Origin of the sequence: Pseudomonas sp. BC42, from assembly GCF_021560055.1 — a bacterium.
Taxonomy (GTDB): domain Bacteria; phylum Pseudomonadota; class Gammaproteobacteria; order Pseudomonadales; family Pseudomonadaceae; genus Aquipseudomonas.
The window spans coordinates 1213862-1236938 of the sequence record NZ_CP091067.1; the positions used below are offsets into that span (position 1 = coordinate 1213862).

General features: G+C 62.3%; 20 protein-coding genes. 15 read left to right on the forward strand and 5 right to left on the reverse strand.

The genetic code is table 11. The annotated features are described in order from the left end of the window. The 15 genes from rsmH (at position 1) to lpxC (ending at position 17334) form a co-directional block, all read left to right on the forward strand. A complete protein-coding gene (gene rsmH / locus L1O02_RS05735; RefSeq protein WP_108545397.1) occupies positions 1 to 942 on the forward strand; it encodes a 16S rRNA (cytosine(1402)-N(4))-methyltransferase RsmH in 942 nt (313 codons plus the stop codon). Beyond that, positions 939 to 1232: a cell division protein FtsL gene (gene ftsL, locus L1O02_RS05740; RefSeq protein WP_016966657.1), complete on the forward strand. Its 294-nt coding sequence runs from the start codon at positions 939 to 941 to the stop codon at positions 1230 to 1232. Before rsmH ends, ftsL begins: the two co-directional genes overlap by 4 nt. Beyond that, entirely contained in the window at positions 1229 to 2968 is a 1740-nt protein-coding gene (locus tag L1O02_RS05745; protein WP_016966658.1) for a penicillin-binding protein 2, read from the forward strand. Before ftsL ends, L1O02_RS05745 begins: the two co-directional genes overlap by 4 nt. Further along, positions 2968 to 4431 (forward strand): UDP-N-acetylmuramoyl-L-alanyl-D-glutamate--2,6-diaminopimelate ligase, encoded by a 1464-nt coding sequence (locus L1O02_RS05750; RefSeq protein WP_108545232.1) that lies wholly within the window; start codon positions 2968 to 2970, stop codon positions 4429 to 4431. The genes L1O02_RS05745 and L1O02_RS05750 overlap by 1 nt, the downstream gene beginning before the upstream one ends. Then, positions 4424 to 5791 carry a UDP-N-acetylmuramoyl-tripeptide--D-alanyl-D-alanine ligase gene (murF, locus tag L1O02_RS05755; RefSeq protein WP_235759677.1) on the forward strand — a complete coding sequence of 456 codons (1368 nt, stop codon included), beginning with the start codon at positions 4424 to 4426 and terminating at the stop codon, positions 5789 to 5791. The genes L1O02_RS05750 and murF overlap by 8 nt, the downstream gene beginning before the upstream one ends. Next, on the forward strand, positions 5791 to 6873 hold the full coding sequence (gene mraY / locus L1O02_RS05760) for a phospho-N-acetylmuramoyl-pentapeptide-transferase (RefSeq protein WP_016966661.1): 1083 nt from the start codon (positions 5791 to 5793) through the stop codon (positions 6871 to 6873). Before murF ends, mraY begins: the two co-directional genes overlap by 1 nt. 5 nt (positions 6874 to 6878) lie before the next feature. Next, the gene (murD, locus tag L1O02_RS05765; protein WP_108545233.1) at positions 6879 to 8225 is read left to right on the forward strand and encodes a UDP-N-acetylmuramoyl-L-alanine--D-glutamate ligase; all 1347 of its coding nucleotides are present in this window, start codon (positions 6879 to 6881) and stop codon (positions 8223 to 8225) included. Between the two features lie 2 nt (positions 8226 to 8227). Next, on the forward strand, positions 8228 to 9439 hold the full coding sequence (ftsW, locus tag L1O02_RS05770; RefSeq protein WP_173655959.1) for a putative lipid II flippase FtsW: 1212 nt from the start codon (positions 8228 to 8230) through the stop codon (positions 9437 to 9439). Beyond that, positions 9429 to 10499: an undecaprenyldiphospho-muramoylpentapeptide beta-N-acetylglucosaminyltransferase gene (gene murG, locus L1O02_RS05775; RefSeq protein WP_108545234.1), complete on the forward strand. Its 1071-nt coding sequence runs from the start codon at positions 9429 to 9431 to the stop codon at positions 10497 to 10499. The genes ftsW and murG overlap by 11 nt, the downstream gene beginning before the upstream one ends. Then, positions 10492 to 11949 carry a UDP-N-acetylmuramate--L-alanine ligase gene (gene murC / locus L1O02_RS05780; RefSeq protein ID WP_060840963.1) on the forward strand — a complete coding sequence of 486 codons (1458 nt, stop codon included), beginning with the start codon at positions 10492 to 10494 and terminating at the stop codon, positions 11947 to 11949. Before murG ends, murC begins: the two co-directional genes overlap by 8 nt. Then, positions 11946 to 12902 (forward strand): D-alanine--D-alanine ligase, encoded by a 957-nt coding sequence (locus L1O02_RS05785; RefSeq protein WP_060840962.1) that lies wholly within the window; start codon positions 11946 to 11948, stop codon positions 12900 to 12902. Before murC ends, L1O02_RS05785 begins: the two co-directional genes overlap by 4 nt. A gap of 4 nt (positions 12903 to 12906) precedes the next feature. After that, a complete protein-coding gene (locus L1O02_RS05790; protein ID WP_016966667.1) occupies positions 12907 to 13773 on the forward strand; it encodes a cell division protein FtsQ/DivIB in 867 nt (288 codons plus the stop codon). A gap of 14 nt (positions 13774 to 13787) precedes the next feature. Further along, on the forward strand, positions 13788 to 15047 hold the full coding sequence (gene ftsA, locus L1O02_RS05795; protein ID WP_060840961.1) for a cell division protein FtsA: 1260 nt from the start codon (positions 13788 to 13790) through the stop codon (positions 15045 to 15047). A gap of 72 nt (positions 15048 to 15119) precedes the next feature. Further along, positions 15120 to 16310 (forward strand): cell division protein FtsZ, encoded by a 1191-nt coding sequence (ftsZ, locus tag L1O02_RS05800; RefSeq protein WP_060840960.1) that lies wholly within the window; start codon positions 15120 to 15122, stop codon positions 16308 to 16310. 112 nt (positions 16311 to 16422) lie between these two features. Further along, positions 16423 to 17334 (forward strand): UDP-3-O-acyl-N-acetylglucosamine deacetylase, encoded by a 912-nt coding sequence (gene lpxC / locus L1O02_RS05805; protein WP_011063304.1) that lies wholly within the window; start codon positions 16423 to 16425, stop codon positions 17332 to 17334. A 67-nt stretch (positions 17335 to 17401) separates the two neighbouring features. On the opposite strand, the gene L1O02_RS05810 is transcribed toward lpxC, so the two are convergent. The 5 genes from L1O02_RS05810 to L1O02_RS05830 form a co-directional block, all read right to left on the reverse strand. Continuing rightward, a complete protein-coding gene (locus tag L1O02_RS05810; RefSeq protein WP_060844569.1) occupies positions 17402 to 18925 on the reverse strand; it encodes a diguanylate cyclase in 1524 nt (507 codons plus the stop codon). Between the two features lie 140 nt (positions 18926 to 19065). Next, positions 19066 to 20391: an OprD family porin gene (locus L1O02_RS05815; protein WP_060840958.1), complete on the reverse strand. Its 1326-nt coding sequence runs from the start codon at positions 20389 to 20391 to the stop codon at positions 19066 to 19068. Positions 20392 to 20581: 190 nt separating this feature from the next. Beyond that, the gene (locus L1O02_RS05820; RefSeq protein ID WP_060840957.1) at positions 20582 to 20806 is read right to left on the reverse strand and encodes a hypothetical protein; all 225 of its coding nucleotides are present in this window, start codon (positions 20804 to 20806) and stop codon (positions 20582 to 20584) included. Between the two features lie 235 nt (positions 20807 to 21041). Continuing rightward, positions 21042 to 22406, reverse strand: a complete 1365-nt coding sequence (locus L1O02_RS05825; protein WP_060840956.1) for a heavy metal sensor histidine kinase — start codon at positions 22404 to 22406, stop codon at positions 21042 to 21044. Then, positions 22396 to 23073 (reverse strand): heavy metal response regulator transcription factor, encoded by a 678-nt coding sequence (locus tag L1O02_RS05830; protein ID WP_235759678.1) that lies wholly within the window; start codon positions 23071 to 23073, stop codon positions 22396 to 22398. The genes L1O02_RS05825 and L1O02_RS05830 overlap by 11 nt, the downstream gene beginning before the upstream one ends. Positions 23074 to 23077 lie beyond the last annotated feature (4 nt).

Sequence of the window (23077 nt, forward strand, 5' to 3'; positions counted from 1 at the left end):
ATTGATAGCGGCTTTAACCACATCACCGTGCTGCTTGACGAAGCCGTCGAGGCTCTCGCCGTGCGGCCTGATGGCTGCTATCTGGATGGCACCTTCGGCCGTGGTGGGCATAGCCGGCTGATTCTCAGCAAGCTCGGGGCGGAGGGCCGGCTCCTCGGATTCGACAAAGACCCCCAAGCGATTGCCACCGGGCAAGCGCTAGCGGCCGAAGACGGCCGCTTTGTCGTTGTGCAGCGCAGTTTTGCCGAGCTGGGTTCGGAAGTCGCCGAGCGCGGGCTGGCCGGCAAGGTCAGTGGCGTACTGCTCGACCTGGGTGTGTCGTCCCCTCAGTTGGACGATCCTGAGCGCGGCTTCAGCTTTCTCAATGATGGCCCCCTGGACATGCGTATGGACCCGACTCGTGGTATCAGTGCCGCTGAGTTCATCGCCACCGCGCCAGTGGAGGAAATCGCCCGCGTATTCAAGGAGTACGGCGAAGAGCGCTTCTCCGGTCGTATGGCGCGAGCAGTGGTCGAACGTCGTGAGATCCAGCCTTTCGAGCGCACTGCCGATCTGGCTGAAGTGCTCAAGGTGGCCAACCCAGCCTGGGAAAAGGGCAAGAACCCGGCGACCCGGGCTTTCCAGGGGTTGCGCATTCATGTGAATAACGAGCTGGGTGATCTGGAGGCGGGCCTGGAAGCTGCGCTGGACGCCCTGGAAGTGGGTGGCCGTCTGGTGGTCATCAGTTTCCACTCCCTGGAAGATCGCATCGTCAAATTGTTCATGCGTCGCCTGGTGAAAGGCGAGTCTGACAATCTGCCGCGTAACCTGCCGGTACGTTTCGAAGCCTTCGTGCCGAAAATCAAGATCCATGGCAAAGCGCAGTTCGCCTCCGAGGCCGAACTCAAGGCCAACCCGCGTGCTCGTAGTGCCGTCATGCGTGTTGCGGAGAAGCTTCGGTGAGCAAGCTCTTCGCCAAGCCGCTTCCAGGCGGAAGCTTTTTCATGCTGCTGCTATTCGTAGGGGTGCTGGTGTCCGCGATCGCGGTTTCCTACAGTGCCCACTGGAACCGTTTGCTGCTCAATACGCTGTACGGCGAGCTGAGTGTGCGCGACAAGGCCCAGGCTGAATGGGGTCGCTTGATCCTTGAACAAAGCACCTGGACCGCTCATAGCCGGATTGAAGTACTGGCCACCGAGCAGTTGAAAATGCACATCCCAGGTGCGGCCGAAGTTCGAATGGTGGCGCCATGAAGCTTGAAGGCGCGCTCTATCCCTGGCGTTTTCGCGTGGTACTGGGCTTGCTGGCGGTCATGGTGTCGGCGATTGGCTGGCGCATCATCGATCTGCAGGTGGTCGATCGTGACTTCCTTAAAGGGCAGGGCGATGCCCGCAGTGTTCGACATATCCCTATTCCCGCGCACCGCGGCCTGATCACCGATCGCAATGGCGAGCCGCTGGCGGTGAGTACGCCAGTGACTACCCTGTGGGCCAACGCCAAGGAAATGCAGGTGGCCAAGGATCGTTGGCCGGCGTTGGCCATGGCCCTCGGTCAAGACCCCAAGGCGCTGGCCGAGCGTCTCGAAGCCCAGGCCAATAAAGAATTCATCTATCTGGTTCGGGGGCTCACTCCGGAGCAGGGGCAGGCGGTGCTCGACCTGAAGGTGCCAGGTGTCTATGGCATCGAGGAGTTCCGCCGTTTCTATCCCGCCGGCGAAGTGACTGCGCACATGGTGGGCTTCACCGACATTGACGATCGTGGACGTGAAGGCGTCGAACTGGCCTATGACGAATGGCTCGCCGGTGTGCCTGGCAAACGTCAGGTGATCAAGGACCGGCGCGGCAGACTGATCAAGGATGTCCAGGTCACCAAGAACGCCAAGGCCGGCAAGCCCTTGGCGTTGTCGATTGACCTGCGCCTGCAGTATCTGGCCAACCGTGAGTTGCGCAATGCCATCGTCGAGAACGGTGCCAAGGCCGGCAGCCTGGTGATCATGGACGTGAAGACGGGCGAGATCCTCGCCATGGTCAACCAGCCGACCTATAACCCGAACAACCGTCGCAACCTGCAGCCGGCAATGATGCGCAATCGCGCGATGATCGACGTGTTCGAGCCCGGCTCGACCATGAAGGCGATCTCCATGAGCGCGGCCCTGGAAACCGGTCGCTGGAAGCCCAGCGATACCGTCGAGGTTTATCCGGGCACCCTGCAGTTGGGCAAGTACACCATTCGCGACGTATCCAAGACCGAAGGACCTGTACTCGACCTGACCGGGATTCTGATCAATTCCAGTAACGTGGGCATGAGCAAGATCGCCTTCGACATTGGCGGTGAGACGATTTTCCGCCTGGCGCAGAAAATCGGTCTGGGTCAGGACACTGGGCTGGGCTTCCCGGGTGAGCGCGTCGGCAACCTGCCCAATTACCGGGAGTGGCGCAAGGCCGAGACCGCGACTTTGTCCTATGGCTACGGTATTTCCGTGACGGCGATCCAGCTGGTCCATGCGTTCTCCGCATTGGCCAACAATGGGCGTATTGCTCCCTTGACTCTGATCAAATCCGACAAGGCGCCGCAAACCACCCAGGTGATTCCGGAAAACGTCGCCAAAACCATGCAGGGCATGCTGCAGCAGGTGATCGAGGCGCCGCGCGGCGTGTTCCGTGCCCAGGTCCCGGCTTACCACGTGGCTGGCAAGAGTGGTACTGCGCGCAAGACGTCGGTGGGCACCAAGGGCTACGCCGAGAACTCCTACCGTTCGCTGTTTGCCGGCTTTGGCCCGATGAGCGATCCGCGCTACGCCATCGTGGTGGTGATCGACGAACCGAGCAAGGCCGGCTACTTCGGTGGCCTGGTATCGGCACCGGTGTTCAGCAAAGTGATGTCCGGCACCCTGCGTTTGATGAACATCACTCCGGATAACCTGCCGACCACACAACAGGCCAACGCGGCTCCTGTCACCCCAGTACGAGCCAATGGAGGGCGCGGCTAATGTCTCTTAGCCTGAACAAGATTTTTGCCCACGCCGGTCGCGACCTGCTGATCCGTGAGCTGACCCTGGACAGCCGCAGCGTGCGCGCTGGCGATCTGTTCCTGGCCGTACCCGGCGCCAAGTTCGATGGCCGAGCGCACATTGCCGATGCGTTGCAGCGCGGCGCTGCTGCTGTGGCCTATGAGGTGGAAGGGGCAACCGTTTTGCCGCTGACCGATGTACCGCTGATTCCGGTCAAAGGCCTGGCAGCCCAATTGTCTGACATTGCCGGACGTTTCTACGGCGATCCGAGCCGCCAGTTGAACCTGGTGGGCGTGACCGGTACCAACGGCAAGACCAGTGTCACCCAGTTGGTGGCTCAGGCGCTGGACCTGCTGGGGCAGCGTTGCGGTCTGGTGGGCACCTTGGGCACAGGCTTCTATGGCGCGCTGGAAAGTGGTTTGCACACCACGCCCAATCCTATCGCCGTGCAGGCAACGCTGGCTGATCTGAAAAATGCCGGTGCCAAGGCCGTGGCGATGGAAGTCTCGTCCCATGGTCTGGACCAGGGGCGGGTGGCGGCCCTGGCATTCGATGTGGCGGTGCTGACCAATCTGTCCCGTGACCATCTGGACTATCACGGAACCATGGAAGCCTATGGCGCAGCCAAGGCCAAGCTGTTCAATTGGACCGACCTGCGTTGCCGGGTGATCAATCTCGACGACGAGTTCGGCCGGCAACTGGCAGCGGACAAGCATGACTCGCGGCTGATCACCTACAGCCTGGAAGATTCCTCGGCCTACCTGTATTGCCGCGAAGCCTTGTTCGACGACGACGGCGTGCGTGCCACCCTGGTAACCCCGCAGGGCGAACATCACTTGCGCAGCGCGCTGCTCGGGCGTTTCAACCTGAGCAACGTCCTGGCTGCAGTGGGCGCTTTGCTGGGCCTGGAGTATGCCCTGGATGAAATCCTCGCCGTACTGCCCAAGCTGGAAGGCCCCGCCGGACGCATGCAGCGCCTGGGCGGAGGCAACCAACCGCTGGTGGTGGTGGACTACGCCCATACCCCGGATGCCCTGGAAAAAGTACTCATGGCCCTGCGTCCGCACGCCAAGGGGCGCTTGCTGTGCCTGTTCGGCTGTGGGGGCGACCGCGACCGCGGCAAGCGTCCGTTGATGGCCGAAGTGGTCGAGCGCCTGGCCGACGGCGTACTGGTGACCGATGACAATCCGCGCAGCGAAGACCCGGCGCAGATCTTCGATGACATCCGTGCCGGCTTCAGTGCGGCGGACAAGGTCGACTTTGTCCCCGGTCGCGGCCTGGCCATCGCCCGTATGATCGCCTCCGCTGCTGCGGATGATGTGGTGGTACTGGCGGGCAAGGGGCATGAGGATTATCAGGAGATCAAGGGGCAGCGCCATGATTTCTCCGATCTTGCCGAAGCCGACAAGGCCCTGACTGCATGGGAGGTGGCACATGCTTAAAGCCCTGCTGCTCAGTGAGGTCATGGCTCCGCTGGACGCCCGCCTGATCGCGGGCGATGCGCGTTTTAGCGGCGTTAGTATTGATAGCCGGGCCATTCAGGCCGGGCAGTTGTTCGTGGCCCTGACCGGTCCGCGTTTCGACGGCCACGACTACTTGAATGAAGTGGCGGCCAAGGGGGCGGTAGCTGCGTTGGTTGAGCGTGAAGTTCCCGACAGCACCCTGCCGCAGTTGCTGGTCAAGGACACGCGCCTGGCCCTGGGACAACTGGGCGCTCTGAATCGCGGTGCCTTTACCCGGCCGGTGGCAGCGGTGACCGGTTCCAGCGGCAAGACAACGGTCAAGGAAATGCTCGCCAGCATCCTGCGCACTCGCGGTCCGGTGTTGGCGACCCGAGGCAATCTCAATAATGACCTGGGGGCCCCTCTGACCCTGCTGGAGCTGGCTCCTGAGCACAGCGCCGCGGTGATCGAGCTTGGCGCGTCGCGTATTGGCGAGATCGCCTACACCGTGGCCATGACCCGTCCCCATGTGGCAATTATCAACAATGCCGGTACAGCCCACGTTGGTGAGTTCGGCGGGCCGGAGAAGATTGTCGAGGCCAAGGGCGAGATTCTCGAGGGGCTTGATAGCGCCGGGATCGCTGTCCTCAATCTGGATGACAAGGCATTCCCGATCTGGAAGGCTCGCGCTGCCGGGCGACCAGTGCTGAGCTTTGCCCTGAACAATAGCGCTGCGGATTTTTATGCCTCTGATATAGGGCGCGATGCTCGAGGCTGCCCGTCCTTCAAGTTGCACAGCCCCAAGGGCGTGGAGACGGTGCAATTGAACCTGTTGGGCACCCACAACGTGGCCAACGCCCTGGCCGCCGCTGCGGCCGCCCATGCCATGGGTGTGTCGCTGTTCGGAATCGCCACCGGCTTGAATGCCGTGCAACCGGTCAAGGGCCGCACCGTCGCCCAGCTGGCCAAGAATGGCATGCGGGTGATCGATGACACTTACAACGCAAACCCCACCTCAATGTGTGCCGCCGTTGATATACTCGCCGGCTTTTCCGGCCGCACCGTCCTGGTGCTCGGAGACATCGGCGAGTTGGGCGAGTGGGCGGAGCAGGGGCACCGCGAAGTAGGTGCATATGCCGCTGGCAAGGTTTCGGCCCTGTACGCCGTAGGCCCGATGATGGCGCATGCCGTCGCTGCCTTTGGCGAGCATGCACATCACTTCGCCAGCCAGGCTGATCTGATTGCCGCCCTGAACGTCGAGCAAGACCCCAATACCACCATTTTGATCAAGGGATCGCGCAGCGCGGTGATGGAAAACATCGTCGCGGCTTTGTGCGGCTCCAGTACGGAGAAACATTGATGCTGCTGCTGCTAGCGGAGTACCTGCAACAGTTCTACAAAGGCTTCGCGGTCTTTCAGTACCTGACCCTGCGCGGGATCCTCGGGGTACTGACTGCGCTGTCTTTGGCGCTGTGCCTGGGTCCGTGGATGATCCGTACGCTGCAGAACCGCCAGATTGGCCAGGCCGTGCGTAACGACGGCCCGCAGTCCCACCTGTCCAAGTCGGGTACACCGACCATGGGTGGCGCGCTGATCCTTTCCGCGATCGGTATCAGCACCCTGCTCTGGGCCGACCTGCGCAACCACTATGTGTGGGTAGTGCTGGTGGTCACCCTGGCGTTTGGCGCCATCGGTTGGGTCGATGACTACCGCAAGGTGATCGAGAAGAACTCCCGTGGCCTGCCGAGTCGCTGGAAGTATTTCTGGCAATCGGTGTTCGGTCTCGGTGCGGCGATCTTCCTTTATATGACTGCCCAAAGCCCGGTGGAAACCACCCTGCTGATCCCGATGCTCAAGGACGTGAGCATTCCTCTGGGTGTCGGCTTCGTGGTCCTGACCTACTTCGTCATCGTCGGTTCGAGTAACGCGGTCAACCTGACCGACGGCCTCGATGGCCTGGCGATCATGCCGACCGTGATGGTCGGTGGCGCGCTGGGGATCTTCTGTTACCTGTCCGGTAACGTGAAGTTCGCTGAATACCTGCTGATTCCCTATGTGCCGGGTGCGGGGGAGCTGATTGTCTTCTGCGGTGCGTTGATCGGTGCCGGCCTGGGCTTCCTCTGGTTCAACACCTATCCCGCACAAGTCTTCATGGGCGACGTCGGCGCACTGGCGCTGGGCGCGGCCCTGGGCACCATTGCGGTGATCGTCCGTCAGGAAATCGTCCTGTTCATCATGGGCGGCGTGTTCGTCATGGAAACCCTGTCGGTGGTGATCCAGGTCGCTTCCTTCAAATTGACCGGTCGCCGGGTATTTCGCATGGCGCCAATCCACCACCACTTTGAACTCAAGGGCTGGCCCGAGCCACGGGTGATCGTCCGTTTCTGGATCATCACCGTGATTCTCGTGTTGATCGGCCTTGCCACCCTGAAGCTGAGGTAGAACGAGTGTCTCTGATCGCTTCTGACCACTTCCGCATCGTTGTCGGCCTCGGCAAGAGCGGCATGTCCCTGGTTCGCTTCCTGGCGCACCGGGGCGTTGCTTTTGCGGTGGCCGATACGCGGGAAAATCCACCGGAGCTGGCCACGTTGCGTCGTGACTATCCCCAGGTGGAAGTGCGTTGTGGCGAGCTGGATGTCGATTTCCTGTGCCGCGCCGACGAGCTCTACGTGAGCCCCGGTCTGGCCCTGGCGACTCCGGCCCTGCAGGCCGCTGCTGCCCGTGGCGTGAAATTGTCCGGCGACATCGAGCTGTTCGCGCGTAACGCGAAGGCGCCGATCGTTGCCATCAGCGGTTCCAACGCGAAAAGCACCGTGACCACTCTGGTGGGCGAGATGGCCGCCGCCGCGGGCAAACGTGTCGCTGTGGGCGGCAACCTGGGCACCCCGGCCCTGGACCTGCTGAGCGACGACGTCGAGCTGTACGTGATGGAGCTCTCCAGCTTCCAGCTGGAAACCACCGATCAGCTGGGCGCCGAAGTGGCCACTGTGCTGAACATCAGCGAAGACCATATGGACCGCTACAGCGGCCTGCCGGCCTATCACCTGGCCAAGCACCGGATCTTCCGTGGTGCGCGGCAAGTGGTGGTCAATCGTCAGGACGCCCTGACCCGGCCGCTGCTGAGCGAGAATCTGCCGTGCTGGAGCTTCGGCCTGGGCAAGCCGGACTTCAAGGGCTTCGGCCTGCGGGAAGAGAATGGCGAGAAGTACCTGGCCTTCGAATTCCAGAATCTGCTGCCAGTGCGCGAACTGAAGATCCGCGGCGCCCACAACCAGTCCAACGCTCTCGCGGCCCTGGCCCTGGGGCATGCCGTGGGCTTACCGTTCGACGCCATGCTTTCGGCCCTGCGCACTTTCGCCGGCCTTGAACACCGTTGCCAATGGGTGCGGGATGTGGATGGCGTGGGTTATTACAACGACTCCAAGGCCACCAATGTCGGCGCGGCATTGGCCGCCATCGAAGGCCTGGGTGCCGACATCGACGGCAAGATCGTGCTGATCGCCGGCGGCGACGGCAAGGGCGCCGAGTTCAAGGACCTGCGTGATCCGGTGGCGGCCAACTGCCGCGCGGTGATCCTGATGGGCCGCGACTCCGACAAGATCGGTGCCGCGATCGGGGATGCCGTGCCGCTGATTCGTACCGGCTCGCTAGTCGAGGCGGTCGCGCAATGCCGCGCTGTCGCACAGCCTGGCGACGTGGTGCTGTTGTCGCCCGCCTGCGCCAGTTTCGACATGTTCAAGAATTACGAAGACCGTGGTCACCAGTTCGTCCGTGTCGTGGAGGAGCTGGCATGAACCTGAGAAACATCATCAAGCCTTATCCGTCCCCGCTGATCACCGGGCGCGGCATCGACCTTGATTTCCCGATGCTCGCCGGCTGTCTGACCCTGCTGGGCCTGGGGCTGGTGATGATTGCCTCGGCCTCCACCGAAGTGGCGGCGGCGCAGTCGGGCAGTGCCCTGTACTACATGATTCGCCACCTGATCTACATCGTGCTGGGGCTGGGTGCCTGCATCGTCACCATGATGATTCCGATCGCCACCTGGCAGCGCCTGGGCTGGATGATGCTGATCGGGGCCTTCGGTCTGCTGGTGATGGTGATCATCCCGGGGATCGGCCGCGAAGTGAACGGTTCGATGCGCTGGATCGGCTTCAGCTTCTTCAACGTCCAGCCTTCGGAGATTGCCAAGGTATTTGTGGTGATCTACCTCGCCGGCTACCTGGTGCGACGGCAGAAGGAAGTACGGGAAAGCTGGATGGGTTTCTTCAAGCCGTTCATCGTACTGCTGCCGATGGCCGGGCTGTTGCTGATGGAGCCGGACTTCGGCGCCACTGTGGTCATGATGGGCGCCGCTGCGGCCATGCTGTTCCTCGGCGGTGTCGGGCTGTTCCGCTTTTCCCTGATGGTGGTCCTGGCGGTGGCGGCGGTGGTCCTGCTGATTCAGATGCAGCCCTATCGGATGGCGCGTCTGACCAACTTTGCCGACCCCTGGGCCGACCAGTTCGGTGCCGGTTATCAGTTGTCCCAGGCGCTGATCGCCTTTGGTCGCGGTGAGTGGCTGGGCGTCGGCCTGGGCAACAGCGTGCAGAAACAGTTCTACCTGCCGGAAGCCCACACCGACTTCGTGTTCTCGGTCCTGGCCGAAGAGCTGGGTGCCGTGGGTTCCCTGTGCACGGTGGCGTTGTTCGTGTTCGTCTGTATCCGCGGCATGTACATCGGTCTGTGGGCCGAGAAAGCCAAGCAGTTTTTTGCCGCTTATGTGGCTTATGGCCTGTCGTTCCTGTGGATTGGCCAGTTCCTGATCAATATCGGCGTGAACGTCGGCCTGTTGCCGACCAAGGGCCTGACCCTGCCGTTCCTCAGCTATGGCGGCAGTTCGTTGGTGATCTGCTGCGCCTGTCTTGGCCTGCTGCTGCGCATCGAGTGGGAGAGCAGGACTCACCTGGGCAGCGAAGAGATGGAGTTCAGTGAAAGTGACTTTGCCGAGGAGCCGCTCCATGGGCGCTAACGTGCTGATCATGGCTGGCGGCACCGGTGGCCACGTGTTCCCGGCGCTGGCCTGTGCCCGCGAGTTCCAGGCCCGAGGCTACAGCGTGCACTGGCTGGGTACCCCCCGGGGGATCGAGAACGAGCTGGTTCCGGCTGCGGGCCTGCCGTTGCACCTGATCAACGTCACCGGTTTGCGTGGCAAGGGCAAGCTGTCCCTGCTCAAGGCGCCGTTCGTCCTGATCAAGGCGGTGCTTCAGGCCCGAAGGATTGTTCGTCAGCTCAATCCGGTCTGTGTGCTGGGTTTTGGTGGTTATGTGACCGGTCCTGGCGGTGTTGCCGCCAAGTTGTCCGGAGTGCCGGTCATCGTTCACGAACAGAACGCGGTTGCCGGTACCGCCAATCGGCTGCTGGTGCCTTTGGCTGCGCGAGTCTGCGAAGCTTTCCCGGACACCTTCGGGGCGTCCGGCAGCCGCCGCACCACGGGCAATCCGGTTCGCACCGAACTGTTCCTCGAAACACCGCGCGAGGCGCTGGCCGGACGCAAGGCGCGTTTGCTGATTCTGGGCGGAAGCCTGGGGGCAGAGCCGTTGAACAAGTTACTGCCGGAAGCCCTGGCACAGCTCGCCCCCGAGCTGCGTCCGGAGGTCTTCCATCAGGCCGGAAAAAACCACGATGAAGTCACTGCAGAGCGCTATCGCGCCGCCGGCGTCGAAGCGCAGGTGCAGCCCTTTATCAAAGACATGGCCCAAGCCTATGGCTGGGCCGACCTGGTGGTCTGTCGCGCAGGCGCGCTGACCGTCAGCGAACTGGCCGCCGCCGGTCTGCCCTCGATGCTGGTGCCGCTGCCCCATGCGATCGACGATCACCAGACCCGCAACGCCGAATATTTGGCTCGTGAAGGCGCCGCTTTCCTGATGCCGCAAAGAACGACTGGTGCAGCGGACCTTGCCGCTCGCCTGACAGAGGTTTTGATGCAACCAGAACGACTCGACAAGATGGCCCAGGCCGCACGCCGCCTGGCCAAACCCGATGCCACCCTGGATGTGGTGAATATCTGCCTGGAGGTGGCTCATGGTTGAGAACCAGAAAGCCATGCCGCAGCCGGAAATGCGCCGCATCCGCCGTATCCACTTCGTCGGTATCGGTGGCGTGGGCATGTGCGGGATCGCCGAAGTGCTGCTCAACCTGGGTTACCAGGTCTCGGGTTCCGATCTCAAGGCGTCGCCGGTCACCGAGCGCCTGGAATCCTTTGGCGCGCAGATTTTCATCGGACACCGTGCCGAGAACGCCGCGAACGCCGATGTACTGGTGGTTTCCAGCGCTGTGAACACCTCCAACCCGGAAGTCGCCACTGCACTGGAACGACGTATTCCGGTGGTGCCGCGGGCGGAGATGCTCGCCGAGCTGATGCGCTACCGTCACGGCGTTGCCGTGGCTGGTACGCACGGCAAGACCACCACCACCAGCCTGCTGGCTTCGGTGTTCGCCGCCGGCGGCCTGGACCCGACGTTCGTCATCGGTGGCCGGCTCAACGCCGCGGGCACCAATGCACAGCTGGGCACCAGCCGTTACCTGATTGCCGAAGCCGACGAAAGCGATGCCAGCTTCCTGCATCTGCAGCCGCTGGTGGCGGTGGTCACCAATATCGACGCCGACCATATGGCGACCTACGACGGTGACTTCAACAAACTGAAGAAAACCTTCGTCGACTTCCTGCACAACCTGCCGTTCTACGGCCTGGCGGTGATGTGCCTGGACGATCCGGTGGTGCGCGATATCCTGCCGCAGGTCAAGCGTCCGACCGTGACCTACGGCTTCAGCGAAGAAGCTGACGTGCGCGCGATCAATGTTCGCCAGCAAGGCATGCAGACCTTTTTCACCGTGCTGCGCCGCGATCGCGAGCCGCTGGATGTCTCGGTGAACATGCCGGGCAACCACAACGTGCTCAATTCCCTGGCGACCATCTGCATCGCCACCGATGAGGGCATCAGCGACGAAGCCATTGTCCAGGGCCTGTCGGGCTTCCAGGGCGTGGGCCGGCGCTTCCAGGTCTACGGCGAGCTGCCGGTGGACGGCGGCAACGTCATGTTGGTGGACGACTACGGTCACCACCCGACCGAGGTCGCCGCGGTGATCAAGGCCGTGCGTGGCGGTTGGCCGGAGCGCCGCCTGGTGATGGTCTACCAGCCGCACCGCTTCAGCCGTACCCGCGATCTGTATGACGATTTCGTGCAGGTGCTGGCCGATGCCAACGTCTTGCTGTTGATGGAGGTCTACCCGGCCGGTGAAGAGCCGATTCCGGGGGCGGACAGTCGCCAGCTGTGCCATAGCATCCGTCAGCGTGGCCAGTTGGATCCGATCTACATCGAGCGTGGCGTCGATCTGGCGCCGTTGGTCAAGCCGCTGCTGCGTGCCGGCGACATTCTGCTGTGTCAGGGCGCCGGTGATATCGGCGGTCTGGCGCCCAAACTGCTCAACAGCCCGTTGTTCGACGGCGCTGTGGCCGCGGGCAAGGGAGTGTCGAAATGACGGCTGCCTACGCCAAGCTGTTCTCCACCGTGGCCCCGGGCGATTTCGGCCGGGTTGCCGTGCTCTATGGCGGCAAGAGCGCCGAGCGCGAAGTTTCGCTGAAGTCCGGCAAGGCCGTGCTTGAAGCCCTGCAGAGCGGCGGCGTGAACGCTTTCGGCATCGACGTCGGCGACGATCTGCTGCAGCGTCTCTTGAGCGAGAAGATCGATCGCGCCTTCATCATTCTTCACGGCCGTGGCGGTGAAGACGGCAGCATGCAAGGTCTGCTGGAGTGCCTGGGCATTCCTTATACCGGCAGTGGCATCCTGGCGTCGGCCCTGGCCATGGACAAGCTGCGCACCAAGCAGGTGTGGCACAGCCTGGGCATTCCGACGCCGCGTCACGCGGTCCTGAGCTCGGAAGCCGACTGTATTTCCGCGGTGGCGGAACTGGGCCTGCCTTTGATCGTCAAACCGGCTCATGAAGGCTCCAGTATCGGTATGGCCAAGGTGACTTCCGCGCCCGAGTTGATCGACGCATGGAAGGCGGCCAGTACCTACGATTCGCAAGTGTTGGTCGAGCAATGGATCCAGGGTCCCGAGTTCACCATCGCGACCCTGCGTGGTCAGGTGCTGCCACCGATCGCCCTGGGCACTCCTCACACGTTTTACGACTACGACGCCAAGTACCTGGCTTCCGATACCCAGTACCGGATTCCATGCGGCCTCGATAGCACCAAGGAACAGGAACTGATGGACCTCACGGCGAAAGCCTGTGAGGCGCTCGGTATTGCCGGTTGGGCACGTGCCGATGTGATGCAGGACGCCCAGGGGCAGTTCTGGTTCCTGGAAGTGAACACCGCTCCCGGGATGACCGATCACAGTCTGGTGCCGATGGCCGCCCGTGCGGCCGGTCTGGATTTCCAGCAGTTGGTCCTGGCCATCCTGGCAGCCAGTCTTGAGGCGAGAGGTTAAGTCCATGCAAGGCGCGTCGCTTCGTCATCAGCAACCCGCACCCGGCCGCAAACCGGTGCCGCGGGGTGCCAGCCGCATGGTGGCCAAAGAGCCGATGTCGGTGCGCCTGCCGAAAGCCAACTTCGGCTTTCTGAAAAGCCTGTTCTGGCCGGTACTGCTGGTGGCGCTGGGGTTTGGCACCTATGAAGGTGCCCAGCGCTTGCTGCCATACGCCGACCGGCCGATCACCAAGATCGCGGTGCAGGGGGACTTGAGCTACATCAGCCAGCAGGCGGTGCAGCAGCGGATCGCGCCCTATGTCGCGGCGAGCTTCTTCACCATCGACCTGGCGAGCATGCGCACCGAGCTGGAACAGATGCCCTGGATCGCCCACGCCGAAGTTCGTCGGGTGTGGCCGGACCAGGTTGTGATTCGCCTGGAAGAACAATTGCCGGTGGCCCGTTGGGGCGACGAGGCGCTGTTGAACAACCAGGGCCAGGCCTTCACCCCGCGTGAACTGGCGAACTACGAACACTTGCCGCAGTTGTTTGGGCCGCAGCGGGCCCAGCAGCAAGTGATGCAGCAGTATCAGGTGTTGAGCCAGATGCTGCGGCCGCTGGGCTTTTCGATCGCCCGTCTGGAGCTGCGCGAGCGCGGCAGTTGGTTCCTGACCACCGGTGCCGGCAGTGCCGGTCCCGGTATCGAGTTGCTCCTGGGCCGCGATCATCTGGTGGAGAAGATGCGCCGCTTCATTGCCATTTATGAAAAAACGCTGAAAGAACAGATCACGAACATCGCGCGCATCGATCTGCGCTATGCCAACGGCCTGGCCGTGGGCTGGCGCGATCCGGCGGCACCCACGACGGCGCAACCTGCCGTCGCGAAGAATTAAGAAGAGGCAGGACCATGGCAAATGTGCAAAGCGGCAAAATGATCGTCGGCCTGGATATCGGCACCTCCAAGGTGGTGGCGCTGGTGGGCGAAGTCGCGGCCGATGGCTCGCTGGAAATCGTCGGCATCGGCACCCATCCTTCCCGCGGCCTGAAGAAGGGCGTGGTGGTGAATATCGAGTCCACCGTGCAGTCGATCCAGCGCGCGGTGGAAGAGGCGCAACTGATGGCGGGCTGCCGCATCCACTCGGCGTTCGTCGGCGTGGCGGGCAATCACATCCGCAGCCTGAACTCCCATGGCATCGTGGCGATCCGCGACCGTGAGGTCAGCGCGGCGGACCTGGAGCGGGTACTGGATGCGGCACAGGCCGTGGCTATCCCGGCTGACCAGCGGGTCCTGCACACCCTGCCGCAGGATTACGTGATCGATAACCAGGAAGGCGTGCGTGAGCCCTTGGGCATGTCCGGCGTGCGCCTGGAAGCCAAGGTGCACGTGGTGACCTGCGCGGTGAATGCCGCGCAGAACATCGAGAAGTGCGTGCGTCGCTGCGGCCTGGAAATCGACGACATCATCCTCGAACAACTGGCTTCGGCCTATTCGGTACTCACCGACGACGAGAAAGAGCTGGGTGTATGCCTGGTGGACATCGGCGGCGGCACCACCGACATGGCGATCTTCACCGAAGGCGCGATCCGTCACACCGCGGTGATCCCGATTGCCGGCGATCAGGTGACCAACGACATCGCCATGGCCCTGCGCACGCCGACCCAGTACGCCGAAGAGATCAAGATCCGTTACGCCTGCGCCCTGGCCAAGCTGGCCGGCGCCGGCGAGACCATCAAGGTGCCGAGCGTCGGCGATCGTCCGCCGCGCGAGCTGTCGCGCCAGGCCCTGGCCGAAGTGGTCGAGCCGCGTTACGACGAATTGTTCACCCTGATCCAGGCCGAGCTGCGTCGCAGCGGCTACGAAGACCTGATCCCGGCGGGCATCGTGCTCACCGGCGGCACTTCGAAGATGGAAGGTGCGGTGGAACTGGCCGAGGAAATTTTCCACATGCCGGTTCGCCTGGGCGTGCCCCACAGTGTCAAGGGCCTGTCCGACGTGGTGCGCAACCCGATCTATTCCACCGGTGTCGGCTTGCTGCTGTACGGACTGCAGAAACAGTCCGACGGCATCTCGTTCTCCGGCATCGGCAGCCGCGACAGCTACAGCAGCGACGAGCCCAAGGCCGCGTTGCTGGACCGCATCAAGAGCTGGGTCCAGGGCAACTTCTAAAGATTTACCGCAACACCGTTTCAAAGCAGTAGGCAGTAGGCGAAAAACTAGAGAAATGAAAGGAGAGGGAAAATGTTCGAACTCGTAGACAACATCCCGCAGAGTCCGGTAATCAAGGTTATCGGTGTTGGCGGTGGCGGCGGCAACGCGGTCAATCACATGGTCAAGAGCAACATCGAAGGCGTCGAGTTCATCTGCGCCAACACTGATGCTCAAGCGCTGAAAAACATCGGCGCGCGGACCATCCTGCAACTGGGTACCGGCGTGACCAAGGGCCTGGGTGCTGGCGCCAATCCGGAAGTCGGCCGTCAAGCCGCTCTGGAAGACCGCGAGCGTATCGCCGAAGTACTGGCGGGCACCAACATGGTGTTCATCACCACCGGCATGGGCGGCGGTACCGGTACCGGTGCAGCGCCAATCATTGCTGAAGTGGCCAAGGAAATGGGCATCCTCACCGTCGCGGTGGTGACCCGTCCGTTCCCGTTCGAAGGCCGCAAGCGCATGCAGATCGCCGATGAGGGCATCCGCGCGCTGAGCGAAAGCGTCGACTCGTTGATCACCATTCCCAACGAGAAGTTGCTGACCATCCTCGGCAAGGACGCCAGCCTGCTGTCGGCTTTCGCCAAGGCTGACGACGTGTTGGCCGGTGCCGTTCGCGGTATCTCCGACATCATCAAGCGTCCGGGCATGATCAACGTCGACTTCGCCGACGTACGCACCGTGATGAGCGAAATGGGCATGGCGATGATGGGCACTGGCTGCGCCAGCGGTCCAAACCGTGCACGTGAAGCCACTGAAGCGGCGATCCGCAACCCGCTGCTGGAAGACGTGAACCTGGAAGGTGCACGCGGCATCCTGGTGAACATCACCGCAGGTCCTGACCTGTCCCTGGGTGAGTACTCCGACGTGGGTAGCATCATCGAAGCCTTCGCTTCCGAACACGCCATGGTCAAGGTCGGTACCGTTATCGATCCGGACATGCGTGACGAGCTGCATGTAACCGTAGTGGCCACCGGCCTGGGCGCGAAAATCGAGAAGCCTGTGAAGGTCATCGACAACACCGTTCAGACTTCCATGTCCGCGCAGTCGCAACCGGCTCCTGCTCGTCAGGAACTGCCGTCGGTGAACTACCGTGACCTGGATCGTCCGACCGTCATGCGCAATCAGGCGCAGTCGAACGCGGCGACCGCGGCGAAGCTGAATCCGCAAGATGATCTGGATTACCTGGACATCCCGGCATTCCTGCGTCGTCAGGCCGATTGATGGAATGTATCAGGGGTATTAGGGTGATTGGTGTTCAGCAAAGGCATGGTCTGCTATTATCGCCAGCCTTTGTTGATACCAGTTCGCAATTTGCGCTGAAGCGGCCCAAGCCATGATTAAACAACGCACCCTGAAGAATATTATCCGTGCCACAGGTGTAGGCCTGCATTCCGGGGAGAAGGTTTACCTGACCCTCAAGCCTGCGCCTGTCGACACCGGCATTGTGTTTTGTCGTGCCGACCTGGACCCTGTGGTGCAGATTCCTGCTCGCGCGGAAAATGTTGGCGAAACCACGATGTCGACCACTCTGGTCAACGGTGACGTCAAAGTGGACACGGTGGAGCACTTGCTCTCGGCCATGGCTGGCCTGGGCATCGATAACGCCTACGTCGAGCTCTCCGCGTCCGAAGTCCCGATCATGGATGGCAGTGCCGGACCCTTCGTATTCCTGATTCAATCTGCTGGCCTCGAAGAACAGGACGCAGCTAAAAAGTTCATCCGCATCCTTCGTGAAGTGACCGTGGAAGACGGCGACAAGCGCGCCACTTTCGTGCCTTTCGATGGTTTTAAAGTGAGCTTCGAGATCGATTTCGATCACCCGGTTTTCCGTGACCGCACCCAGAGTGCAAGCGTGGACTTCTCCAGCACTTCGTTTGTAAAAGAAGTCAGCCGCGCCCGTACCTTTGGTTTCATGAGTGATATCGAGTACCTGCGCAAGCACAACCTCGCACTCGGCGGCAGCGTGGAAAACGCCATTGTGGTCGATTCGGATGGCGTACTAAATGAAGACGGCCTTCGTTACGAAGACGAATTCGTCAAGCACAAGATCCTGGATGCAATTGGTGACCTCTACCTGCTGGGCAATAGCCTGATAGGCGAGTTCAAAGGCTTCAAGTCGGGCCACGCACTGAACAACCAGCTACTGCGCAAGTTGATTGAGCAGAAAGATGCCTGGGAAGTCGTGACCTTCGAAGACGCCAGTACTGCACCGATCTCTTACATGCGTCCGGTCGCGGCCGTGTAAGTACTCTCTCTTTCCTTTTGTTTTTGAAGGCCATCCCCCCGGATGGCCTTTTTTTATGCCCAAGGTTTCAGGCGCTGCGCGGGTAGCCGCTGTAGGACATGTTGGAAACCACCCGATTGCGACCGCTGGACTTGGCCTGATACAGCGCCTTGTCGGCGTCGCTTACCCATTGTTCCAGAGCGATCTCGGCATGGCCTGACCAGGTATTGATGCCAATGCTCACGGTCAGTGGCGTGGCCTGCGCGCTGACGGCCGGCAAGGCGGCGATGCTGGCGCGGATCTTCTCCGCCAGGACGGCGGCACCGGCGCTGTCGGTCCCCGGCAGGACAACCGCAAATTCCTCGCCGCCATAGCGCGCCGCCAGGTCCGACGGCCGCCCGGCGCATGCGTCGATGCACTGCGCCACCGCACGCAGGGCCTGGTCCCCCAGCGGATGGCCGAAGCGGTCGTTGAAGGATTTGAAGTGATCGACGTCGATCATCAACAGCGACAACGGCAGATGGGTGCGTCGGGCCCTGGCCCATTCGTTGCTCAGTACCTGGTCCAGGGTCCGGCGATTGGCCACGCCGGTGAGGGCATCGACGGCTGCCAGGCGTGCCAGCTCCTGCTCGGCGTTCTGTCGGCGCCGCAGTTCGCGACACAGTTGCCAGGTCAGCCAGAACAGAGCGATGCACAGCCCCCCAGTGGCGCCGCTGATCAGCAGCGCGGTGCGTTGCCAGGCCGCGAAGACCTCGTCGATGGACAGCGCGACAATCACGATCAGCGGCAGATCGCCCACCTGGGAAAAGGTGTACAGCCGTTGCCTCTGATCAACACTGGAAACGCTTCTGAAGCTGCCATTGCCTTCGCGCAGGATGCGCAAGAAGTTGGGACGGTTGCTGAAGTTCTTGCCAATCAGGTCATCCGCCAGGGGCGGCTGTTGGGCCAGCAGAACCCCATCGCGGCTGATCAGGTTGATCGAGCCGTTGCGCCCGATATCCAGATTCTTGAACAGCTCATTGAAGTAGCTCAGGCGCATGGCCGCCTCGGCCACCCCGATGAACTGGCCATGCTCATCGCTGAGCCGCCGGCTGAAGCTGATCCGCCAATCGTGATCGGCGGTGCGCGCGCGGAACGGCGGACTGATCATCATGCCCGGGTCCGGATTGTCGAGGTGCGATCGAAAGTACTCGCGATCGGCGTAGTTACCTGTGCGCGGCACGACCGAGGCCGAGTCGGCCAGCACGTTGCCGTGCCTGTCCAGCAGCAGGATGTCGCCCTTGTAGGGCGCGGCGGTGGCCCGGTCAAACAGTGCCAGATGACGGATGGACGCCGAAATGCCCTTGAGGTCGTCGCGTTGGGTGGCGTTGATCAGGCCCTTGAGGGACAGGTCGTAGAGCTCGACGTTGCGCAACACATCGGCATCGATCAGTTGCACGATGTTGTTCGCGGCACGGGTCGCTGCCTGCTCGGCAGCCGCGTGTTCGCGGATCAACAGGTAGGTGACGATGCTGAGAATGGCCACGACGATCAGCGAACTGGCCAGGACCACCAGGCGTTCCGTCTTTGACGCGATTTTCCCTGTGCGAGGGGGCGCACTGCTCACGCTCATGATTTTGATTTCTGCTACGTCGACAGGTGTCAGTCTAGTGTGGACGTGGGTTACAGAAATCGGTCACGCCGTCGCGCCTGTATAAATCCCGGATACAAAAAAGGCCAGCAAAACATGCCGGCCTTTTTGACTGAAGCGCCTTAGAAGACGTTGATCGGGTAGTCGACGATCACTCGGTATTCATCGGTGTCGTTATCCAGCGCGCCATAGCCGTTGCCGCCACGGTTGGTCGCCCATTGCAGGCGTACGGCGAGGTCCTTGGCGCTGCCGCCCTGGACCACGTACTTGAGGTCCAGATCGCGTTCCCAGTGCTTGGCGTTCTTGCCGTCGGCGCTGTACCAGGAGGCATAGCCACGGCTGTCCGGATCGACCTTGGTCAGGTCCAGTTCACCGCGGGAGTAGGACAGCGACGAAGTCAGGCCCGGCAGGCCGAGGCCGGCAAAGTCGTACGCATACTTGAGCTTCCACGACCGCTCGTTGGGACCGTTGAAGTCCGAATACTGCTGGGAGTTGTCCAGGTAGATGCTGTCACCCTGGGCGATGTAGTCGAACGGGGTGTTGCCGTTGACCCGCTGGTAGGCGGCCGTGACGCTGTGACTGCCTACGCCGACGGTGAAGTGCAGGCTGTAGGTGTTGTTGTCGATGTGGCCCAGCAGGGCCTGGCCGGTGTCCTGGGTGTGATAGACGTGCAGGCCAGGGTTGAGGCTGACCAGGTCGTTGACCGCGTAGGTGTAGTCCAGGTCGTAGTAGTACTGGTTCCAGATGTCCTTGAGTTCGGAGGCGTAGAGGCTGCTGGTCAGCCCCGGCACGCCGCTCCAGGCTACCCCGGCCCAATTCAGGTGCCGGCTCTCGTCACCATCGCGCAGGCTGCCGTAGGAGCTGCCGATGCGTTTGTGTCCGCTCTGGTTGTAGGGTTTGGTGAAGCTGGCCTGGCCACCCTCGATCATCCAGCCGTCGAAGCTGCGGTTGGTCAGGCTGATGCCGCGGAAGGTCTGCGGCAGCATGCGGCTCATGCCCCCGGCGATCACCGGGTTGTTGAGGAACAGGTCGCCGGCCTTGAGCTCGGTGTCGAAGGCACGCATCTTCAAGGTGGCCCCGGCGCTGGAGAACGACCCCGGCGCCTTGTGCTGGCCACCGTCGCTGACGGGCAGGATGCTCGAGTTGCTGGTGCCGCCACCGCCGTCCAGCTTCAGACCGAGCATGGCATTGGCATCCAGGCCGAAGCCCAGGGTGCCCTGGGTATAGCCGGACTCGAAGACACCGAGCAAACCCTGGCCCCATTCGATGTTGTCATCCGCCTGCTGCTGCCGGTTGCGGTTCATGTAGTAGTTGCGCGCATTGAGCTTGAGGCTCGATCCGGCGACAAAGCCTTCGCTCTTGCTCTCTTCGCCGGCCTGGGCCGAGGCGGGGATCGTTGCAGCGATTGCAATGAATAGTGGACTGGCTTTCAGTGAGATCCTGAACAACGTGTAGCTCCTTTGGTGGATGAACTGGGTTTCTTATTGTGAAATCGCGAGTTGCTTGCCCCAGGCTCGACGCCTGGGGCGCGGGTTCTTGCGTGGCAAAAAAAAGCCGCTGAAGTCAGCGGCTTTAAGACAACTTGCTCCGGGGTTGAAAGCAGAGAAGTTGTCGAGGGAAACGAGTCGGTATCGCGGCTCAGCTGTCTTTTCGAGCGTCGCTCTGTTTTTGCTCAGCTGTGACTTTCTGGGCTTGCTGACTGTTTTGCTGCTGGGCGGCCTGGGCGATCTGGGCTTGTTCGAATGCGGCGGCGCGTGCGGCATTTCTGGCCACGAATCCCTGGGATTCCTCGGCCATGGCCATTGGCGCCACGAACAGAGAGGACAAAACAAAGGCGCTGGCGATACCCATACTGTTGGACATTTCTGAAGACCTTCTTGCAGAGCAAGTTCAATTCGGTGCGACAAAAATATAACCAGTGGGCGGCAGGAAAAAGAGCCGAACAGGATAAGGACTGTTACCAAAAAAACAACAGTGGACGCGAAGTTGTCGGCCCTGGCTGGCCAGCCAGGGCGTCATTGCGATGGGCGTGCGCTTCGTCGACGCCTGCGCCGGCAAGGCGGCTCCCACAGAACCCGAGAGCCCGAGAACCCGCGAGTCAGAGAGGCAGATACAGGCCGAAGGTATTGATGCCCCGGTCGCTGCGCACGAACACGTCGCCGCCGTGCATCAGGGCGATGGCCTTGACGATGGCCAGCCCCAGCCCATGATTGGCGCCGCTGTTGCTGCGCGAGGCGTCGACCCGGTAGAAACGCTCGAACAACCTGGGCAGGTGTTCACTGGCAATGCTCTGCCCCGGATTGCTCACGGCGATCGTCACCTGGTGTTCCTGCACCTCGATCCGCACCCGGATCACTTCGCCCGCCGCCGTGTGCTGCACGGCATTGCTCAGCAGGTTGATCAGGGCCCGGCGCAGGTGGGCAATTTCGATGTGCACCTGGGCATCGCCCTGGACCTCGACCCGGACCTGGGCGTCTTCGAGGATGAAATCCAGGTAGTCCAGGGTGGTGGCCACTTCCGCCGCCAGGGAGGTACTGGTGAGCTTGGTGGCCTTGCTGCCCTGGTCGGCGCTGGCCAGGAACAGCATGTCGTTGACGATGGAGCGCAGCCGTTCCAGTTCTTCAAGGTTGGATTGCAGCACCTCGAAGTAATGCTCCGCCGAGCGGCCACGGGTCAGGGCCACCTGGGTCTGACCGATCAGGTTGGTCAGTGGCGAGCGCAGTTCATGGGCCACGTCGGCGTTGAACGACTCCAGGCGCGAGTAGGCCTGCTCGACCCGCTCCAGGGTGGAGTTGAAGGAGTTGACGAACTGGCTCAGCTCCGGTGGCAGGGGCGAGAGTTGCAGGCGCCCGGACAGCCGTGGCGGTGCCAGCCGCTGGGCCTCCTGGGACAGCTTGATCAGCGGCTTGAGGCCGATCCGCGCCACCCAGTAACCCAGGGCCGAGGCCAGCACGACGCCGACGATGGCCAGGCCGATCAGCGCCATCAGCAACTGGTGCTGGGTCTGGTGAACGGTGTCGGTCTCGATGGCGATCAGAAAGCGCAGGGGCGGGCGTTGTTCCTTGGCCGGCAACTGGCTGACCAGCACCTTTAACGGATAGGGATGGTCGCTCAGGTTCAGGTCGCGCATGCCCAACGGGCCTTCGGCGAATGCACGGATCTGCGGGTCCGGGTTGCCGTATTCATAACCGGGGTCGGCGCTCACCGCCCAGAAGCGGATGCGCCTGTCTTCCTCGCTGAGCAGCTTGAGCTTGGCGTTGATCTTGGCCCAGTGTTCCGGATTGCCGTAGCGGTTCAGGGCCGACTCCAGCACGCTGTAGCGCGCGTCCAGCTCGGCCTCCGGCAGCAGGCCCAGGCCCTTGTCCACCTGTTGATAAAGGGCGCCGCCAATCAGCAGGAAGATCAGCAGGGCCACCAGGGTGAACAGCCCGCTCAGGCGCAGGGCGATGGAGTTACTCGCCACTGCGGCTCTCCAGCACATAACCCATGCCGCGGATGGTGTGCAGCAGCTTGTGCTCGAAAGGTCCGTCGAGCTTGGCCCGCAGGCGCTTGATCGCCACTTCGACGACATTCGCGTCGCTGTCGAAATTGATGTCCCAGACCATCTCGGCAATCGAGGTCTTGGACAGGATTTCGCCCTGGCGCCGGGCCAGCACGCTGAGCAGGGAGAACTCCTTGGCGGTCAGGTCCAGACGGCTGCCGCCGCGGCTGGCCTTGCGGCTGATGAGATCGATCCACAGGTCGGCGATGCTGATCTGTACCGGCTCGTGACCACCGCTGCGGCGGGTCAGGGCCTGCAGGCGGGCCACCAGTTCAAGGAAGGAAAAGGGCTTGCCCAGGTAATCGTCGGCGCCATCGCGCAGGCCGCGGATCCGGTCCTCGACGCGCTCGCGGGCGGTGAGCATGATCACCGGGGTCTGCTTGCGCGCGCGCAGGGCCCGCAGCACGCCAAAGCCGTCGAGGCCGGGGAGCATGACATCCAGCACGATCACGGCGTAGTCGCTTTCCAGCGCCAGGTGCAGCCCCTCGATGCCATCCCGGGCCAGGTCCACGGTGTAACCCTGCTCGGTCAGCCCGCGATGCAGATAGTCCGCGGTTTTTTCTTCGTCTTCGATAATCAGAACGCGCATGACC

Coding starts and splice junctions, on each gene's coding strand:
- L1O02_RS05745 (WP_016966658.1), top strand. CDS start 1,229: ATGAAGCTTGAAGGCGCGCTCTATCCCTGGCGTTTTCGCGTGGTACTG.
- L1O02_RS05750 (WP_108545232.1), top strand. CDS start 2,968: ATGTCTCTTAGCCTGAACAAGATTTTTGCCCACGCCGGTCGCGACCTG.
- murF (WP_235759677.1), top strand. CDS start 4,424: ATGCTTAAAGCCCTGCTGCTCAGTGAGGTCATGGCTCCGCTGGACGCC.
- mraY (WP_016966661.1), top strand. CDS start 5,791: ATGCTGCTGCTGCTAGCGGAGTACCTGCAACAGTTCTACAAAGGCTTC.
- murG (WP_108545234.1), top strand. CDS start 9,429: ATGGGCGCTAACGTGCTGATCATGGCTGGCGGCACCGGTGGCCACGTG.
- murC (WP_060840963.1), top strand. CDS start 10,492: ATGGTTGAGAACCAGAAAGCCATGCCGCAGCCGGAAATGCGCCGCATC.
- L1O02_RS05785 (WP_060840962.1), top strand. CDS start 11,946: ATGACGGCTGCCTACGCCAAGCTGTTCTCCACCGTGGCCCCGGGCGAT.
- L1O02_RS05790 (WP_016966667.1), top strand. CDS start 12,907: ATGCAAGGCGCGTCGCTTCGTCATCAGCAACCCGCACCCGGCCGCAAA.
- ftsA (WP_060840961.1), top strand. CDS start 13,788: ATGGCAAATGTGCAAAGCGGCAAAATGATCGTCGGCCTGGATATCGGC.
- ftsZ (WP_060840960.1), top strand. CDS start 15,120: ATGTTCGAACTCGTAGACAACATCCCGCAGAGTCCGGTAATCAAGGTT.
- lpxC (WP_011063304.1), top strand. CDS start 16,423: ATGATTAAACAACGCACCCTGAAGAATATTATCCGTGCCACAGGTGTA.
- L1O02_RS05810 (WP_060844569.1), bottom strand. CDS start 18,925: ATGAGCGTGAGCAGTGCGCCCCCTCGCACAGGGAAAATCGCGTCAAAG.
- L1O02_RS05820 (WP_060840957.1), bottom strand. CDS start 20,806: ATGTCCAACAGTATGGGTATCGCCAGCGCCTTTGTTTTGTCCTCTCTG.
- L1O02_RS05830 (WP_235759678.1), bottom strand. CDS start 23,073: ATGCGCGTTCTGATTATCGAAGACGAAGAAAAAACCGCGGACTATCTG.